Origin of the sequence: Muriicola sp. (assembly GCF_041567615.1) — a bacterium.
Classification (GTDB): Bacteria; Bacteroidota; Bacteroidia; order Flavobacteriales; family Flavobacteriaceae; genus Muriicola.
The window spans coordinates 1-5,793 of record NZ_JBFGBM010000171.1; the positions used below are offsets into that span (position 1 = coordinate 1).

The 5,793-nt window shown below is 48.4% G+C and carries 5 protein-coding genes and 1 pseudogene; 4 read left to right on the forward strand and 2 right to left on the reverse strand.

Annotation, left to right across the window (positions count from 1 at the left end):
• Positions 1 to 991, forward strand: a pseudogene (locus ABYP73_RS10880) (zinc carboxypeptidase); the annotation flags it as partial.
• Positions 992 to 1,015: 24 nt separating this feature from the next.
• Here the strand turns inward: ABYP73_RS10880 and ABYP73_RS10885 are convergent.
• Positions 1,016 to 2,092, reverse strand: a complete 1,077-nt coding sequence (locus ABYP73_RS10885) for a DUF3667 domain-containing protein (RefSeq protein ID WP_372944700.1) — start codon at positions 2,090 to 2,092, stop codon at positions 1,016 to 1,018.
• 131 nt (positions 2,093 to 2,223) lie between these two features.
• Between ABYP73_RS10885 and ABYP73_RS10890 the strand changes: the two genes are divergently transcribed.
• On the forward strand, positions 2,224 to 2,907 hold the full coding sequence (locus tag ABYP73_RS10890; RefSeq protein WP_372944699.1) for a DNA alkylation repair protein: 684 nt from the start codon (positions 2,224 to 2,226) through the stop codon (positions 2,905 to 2,907).
• Positions 2,908 to 2,956: 49 nt separating this feature from the next.
• Here ABYP73_RS10890 and ABYP73_RS10895 read toward each other — a convergent pair whose 3' ends face one another.
• Positions 2,957 to 4,198, reverse strand: coding sequence for a cation:proton antiporter (locus ABYP73_RS10895; RefSeq protein WP_372974340.1), 1,242 nt, complete (start codon positions 4,196 to 4,198; stop codon positions 2,957 to 2,959).
• Between the two features lie 292 nt (positions 4,199 to 4,490).
• Here ABYP73_RS10895 and ABYP73_RS10900 point away from each other — a divergent pair, with 292 nt between their 5' ends.
• Positions 4,491 to 5,378 (forward strand): DnaJ C-terminal domain-containing protein, encoded by an 888-nt coding sequence (locus ABYP73_RS10900; RefSeq protein WP_372974341.1) that lies wholly within the window; start codon positions 4,491 to 4,493, stop codon positions 5,376 to 5,378.
• 2 nt (positions 5,379 to 5,380) lie between these two features.
• Positions 5,381 to 5,680: a chaperone modulator CbpM gene (locus ABYP73_RS10905; protein ID WP_372974342.1), complete on the forward strand. Its 300-nt coding sequence runs from the start codon at positions 5,381 to 5,383 to the stop codon at positions 5,678 to 5,680.
• The last annotated feature ends 113 nt before the right edge of the window (positions 5,681 to 5,793 follow it).

Below are 5,793 nucleotides of genomic sequence, written 5' to 3' on the forward strand. Positions count from 1 at the left end.
AACGGATTGGGACAGTATGGAGGATGCCCGTTTTCTGGCTGATCTCCTTAAGGCAGGGATCAGGGTCAGGACCGCCCATATGCCATTTTCGTTAAACGGTAAGTCCTTTGGGAGAGGAAGTCTGATCATCACCAGGGCAGACAATTCCAGTCCTGGGAAAACAGAACGCCTGTTCGGCATTTTCGGGAAGTATGCCCACAAAGAAATCACGGCTGTATCTACCGGTTATGTCGACAAGGGCAAGGATTTCGGATCCAGTGACGTGAAAATGATCCCATTCGCCAAGGTAGGAGTACTCTCGGGGGATCCCACCTCCTCCCTGCGTTTCGGGGAGATCTGGCACTTTTTTGAACAGCAACTCCATTATCCTTTGACGGTCCTGGATGCGGAGTATTTCGGCAGGGTTGACCTTGCTGACTACGACGTCCTGGTCCTGCCCGATGGCAGGGGCTACCGCTACTTCTTCAGTGAATCGAACCTGAGTAAGATCAGGGATTGGGTAAAAGGCGGAGGCCGGCTCATCGCCATGGGGAACGCCGTCGGATCCCTTGAAGGGAAAGAAGGTTTTGGGATCAAAACGGCCCGATCGAACAATGGTGAAAAAGAGGAGCAGGAAGAACCGCGTTTGTACGAAGACACACAGAGGGAACGCATGAAAGACCAGATCACGGGGGCTATTTTCAGGACCAAAGTCGATCCCACGCATCCGCTGGCCTTTGGATACGGGGATACCTATTTCAGTCTGAAACTGGGAAATGACAGTTATCAGTACCTGAACCTGGGCACTGTGGCATACATAGAGGGTACGGCCAGACCTGTAGCCGGTTTTGCAGGAAGCGAAGCCCAGAAAAGGATCTCGAATTCCCTGATTTTTGGCGTGGAAAATTCTGGAAGGGGTCAAGTTGTCTATATGGTAGACAACCCTCTCTTCAGGGGATTCTGGGAAAACGGCAAACTCTTCTTTGCCAATGCACTTTTTATGTTGGATTAATCCAGAGCATTCGAGGAACAGGGATCAGTACAGCATAAAGGCCATAAAAACGATCCCTATCAAAGCCACGGGGAGAATCATAAGCATATAGATAAAGGAAATGACGTTGGCTTTCAGGAAGGCCCCGAACCAACTGCTCCGGTAAAAGTTCCGCAATGCTACCATGAGGTAGACCAGGTATGACAGGGTGATGATGACCTCCAGCCAGACAGGCACCTCAAACAATTTGTTAGCCAGGATAAGAATACAGAAGGCCGTGAACAAGAAGGTGAAAAAGTAGAAGCTGAATACCATATGGTGGGCAAAATTCCCCCTCCTCCAGTAAAATACTTTCAACAGCATGGCGAAGATCGGCATCAACAGGAACATCGCGATAGGGATGGTGTCGTAAAAGGTCTGTAGTATCCCACCTCCTCTTTGCACATAGAGCTTATAGACCTGCTCGTAAATTCTGCGATAGAATATGGAGGCATCTTCTTCCATCCCCATGGCCACTAATTTTTCATCCATGGGAGCATTTACTGCGATCAGGGAATCCAGTACATTCTTGTCGAAATCGAAGGTCATGCCCTGGTTCAGGCTGGAGGGGTTTTCTGCGGTCTCCGTCATGACTGAATCAATATCTGCCATATCCTCATCGGATATCCCCCATTTTTCCTGGTTGTTTTTCAACATTTCCTTTGTTTTCACCAATTGAAGAGAATCCGAAGGCCTGAGTTTTATAGAATCCGTTGCGATCTGTACAGCATCCTGATCAATACCTTTTTTAAAGGCTTCAGTCATTTGATTATCCGCCTCCCGTATACTGAAGGAAAAGAGGAAAAAGAAGACGACTGAGACAAAAAGATAGAATTGTGCAGGGTGCAGATAATAGAGCCTCTTCCCATCCACAAACCTCCTGGCCAGTACCCCCGGTTTAAAGATCAGCGGAATAAAGCTCCTGAAGAAACGCGCATCTACCGAAAAGTAATCACTGATCGTCTTGCTGAACAAGACCCCAAAGGTGAGATTGTCTGTTACCTCCTGCCCGCATTTGGGACAGTAATCATAGGACGGATCCAGGGGTTGATCACAGTTCTTGCAGCGGTTGGTCGAGGTCATGGGTTAGTTTTATATAAATGTAGAAAAAATCGGCGTAAGGTCCAGAGAACAATAAAGATAGGTAATACGCCCTGCAGTTCTCCCGTCCCTTCTTACCTTAGAAACGAATTTCTATACTGCCCATAGGACGAATGAGATCGGAAAACGTTACCAGATTTATAAAGACCCTGGATCGGCTTTGTGCCGAGAAAGCCAATGCTGAGATCGCAGCAGGCCAAAAAGCCTATATGCGTCATCAATTCCCTTTTTTCGGAATCAAGACCCCTAAAAGGAGGGAGATACAGAGGCAGATGTTCCAAAAGGAATACCTCCCTTCCAAAGAAGACGGTTTCGAAATCATCAGAAAGCTATGGGCCAAGGACGAGAGGGAAAACCAGTACATCGGACAGGAACTGGGCAGGAAGTACATCAAAGAAGCCGAAGAACAGGACGTTGAACTATACGAATACATGATCACCCATAAATCCTGGTGGGATACGGTTGATTTCATCGCTTCCAAACTGGTGGGGCCCTACTTCAGGGCATTTCCTGAAAACAGGGATAAGATTACCGAAAAGTGGATGACCTCAGGAAATATGTGGCTTCAGCGAACCGTTCTCCTTTTTCAATTGAAATACAAGGAGGAGCTGGATACAGAATTCCTGAAGAAGATCATTACCCGCCTCCTGGGTTCCCGAGAGTTCTTTATCAACAAGGCCATAGGCTGGATCCTGAGGGAATACAGTAAGACCGATCCCGCCTGGGTAAAAGAGTTCGCCTCACATACGCCTCTGGAGCCTTTAAGCGCAAAAGAAGGCCTGAGACTAATAGAATAAATGTTTAGAAATCTGCAAGTATCGCCTACAGGAACCGAGTTTCCCGGGTTTACTGCGCTTTTTTGACGAGTTTCCCAACGGTAAGCCCCTGCACGATAATAGAGAAAACCACGACCACATAGGTGATCAGCAGGAATAATTCCCGGTTCATCTCAGCGGTCAGGCCCAGGGCAAGGGCTATGGAAATGGCACCACGGAGACCGCCCCAGGTCATGATAATCCCTGTTTGAGGTACGAATTCCAGTTTCTGTTTGAAAATAGAAATAGGAAAAAGGAGGGAGATGTACCGACAGAGTAAAACGACAGGTATGGTTATGATCCCTGCAAGGAGGTAATTGGAATCGAAGGTCAGGACTAGGATCTCCATCCCCAAAAGTACAAAAAGCAAGGTGTTGAGCAGGATGTCTATCAGCTCCCAGAACTTGTCGACATAGATCATGGTATTTTCCGACATGGCACTGTTTCTGAGCTTGTCATTACCGATCATCAACCCGGCAACAACCATGGCAAGGGGGGCAGAAACATGCAGTTTTTGGGCGATCACGGTCCCTGTCATTACCGTGGCCAGGGTAATAATCACCTCGATATCGTAATCGTCTATGGTCCTCATCAGCCTGTAGGTAGCCCAGCCCAGTAATAGTCCCAGGGCAATCCCTCCGAATACCTCCACCCCAAATAGTTTTAGCACACCCAAAGCTGAAACAGCGTCTTCTGAGGGGGATGCGATCTCAAAAAGGGTCAGGAAAACCACCACCCCTACCCCGTCGTTAAAAAGGGATTCTCCCACGATCTTTGCCTCCAGTTTCTTAGGCACTCCTGCCTGTTTGAGGATGCCCAGTACGGCGATCGGGTCGGTAGGAGAGATCAGAGCCCCGAAAAGCAGGCAATGGATATAGGGTACCTCCATACCTAAAGCAATGAGCAGATAATAGGTCACAGTCCCTACCAGGACGGTCGAGGTCATCACCCCCAGGGTGGCAAAGCTCAGGATGGGCCATCTCAGTTTTCTCAGTTGCTCAAAATCAGTATGCAGGGCCCCTGCGAAGAGCAGGAAACTCAGCATGACATCCAGCAGGACCGTCTTAAAATCGATCCGGGAAAGGATGTAGCGCTCCACGTTCAAGAGGGTGGGATCTACATAACTCCAGGCGAATACTGCAAGGGTTAACAGGATGGTGATGAACATGAGTCCGATGGTATTGGGCATTTTCAGGAAGCGGACATTGATATACCCGAAAATGGCCGAGAGGAATACCAGGATGGTGGTGATAGTGAACAGATCCAGCTGCATGGCTCAAATGTACTGGACCTTGAGGAGAAGTCAAATACCCATAGTGCCATTTTTTAACAGCGGAAGCGAAGTCTAACACATACTTTTTGCATACCAACCGAGTGAGATGATTGCCTAAAACCCTGCAATGACATTTGAAATGTTGCGATTATTTGCGATCTTCAAAGTTGGAAAGGTAAGACCTGCCGGGTGATCTACACAGAAGCATAATAAACGCTACTCTGGATGGTATGGATCATTCACCCTTGTCACTTCCTCAGATTTTAAAACGTATTGAAGGGAGTATCGCCATATGAAATACATCGATTATTACAAGATCCTGGGGGTCCCGAAAAATGCCTCCCAGCAGGACATCAAAAAAGCCTATCGCAAGCTGGCCCGGAAATATCACCCCGATGTAAATCCCGGGGATGCCTCGGCCGAAAAGAAATTCAAGGAACTCAACGAAGCCAACGAAGTCCTGGGAAATCCTGAAAACAGGGCCAAATACGACGAATACGGCAAGGACTGGGAGCACGCAGAAGCCTTTGAAAAAGCCAAAAAGCAACAGGCCCGAAATCAGAGGTCGCGACAGCATTCAGGAAGGACCGCTTTCTCGGAGGACGACTTTTCCGATTTTTTCAGCGCCATGTTTGGGGGAAGGGGCGGCCGACAGGATCGCAGCATGCAGTTCAGGGGTCAGGACGTCCAGGCTGAACTCGAATTACCGCTGGAAGAGGTCTACAGGACCCATAAACGCACCCTGACCGTCAACGGCAGGAACATACGGCTCACCATCCCCGCCGGGATCCGCAACGGGCAGGTGATCAAGATCAAGAACCACGGGGCAGAAGGGATCAACGGGGGGCCCAGGGGAGACCTCCACATTCGCTTCTCCCTTGTGAACAACACCCCGTTCCGGAGGGATGAGGACAACCTGTACGCCACGGTAAAATTAGATCTCTACAAAGCCATGCTCGGGGGAGAGATCATCGTGAATACCTTCGATGGGCAGGTAAAGCTAAAAGTGAAACCGGAGACCCCAAACGGCACGCAGGTAAAACTGAAAGGGAAGGGATTCCCTGTCTACAAGAAGGAAGGGCAGTACGGCGACCTCTATATCACTTATGAGATCGAACTCCCGAAAAAACTTACGCCCAGGGAGAAACAATTATTCGAAGAACTTGCTAAATTGAGATGACAATGGCTAAAGTTGAATTATTTCCGGTAGTGCAACTGTGCGAGCTCTACGATCTGGAAGTCACTTTTTTTGAGGAATTGTGGGAATTCGGCCTGATAGACCTCAGGGTATACAGGGGAGAACGATGCATACATCAGGATGCCCTGCAGCAGGTGGAGAAGATCATCCGTATCCACAGGGACCTGCACGTGAACCTGGAAGGCATAGACGTGGTTCTGAATATGCTGAGAAGGCAGGAGGAAATGGAAGAGAGGATCCTGAGACTCAACAATAAGTTAAGGAGATATGAAGATCCCTTTTGATCATCTAATGTATTTTAATTCGCGTTGAAAACCCACAGGAGATTCGATGAAAAAGCTTTTAAACACTAGTAGAACCCTGACTCAAAGTCTCACGTTCAGATAACCACCTAACC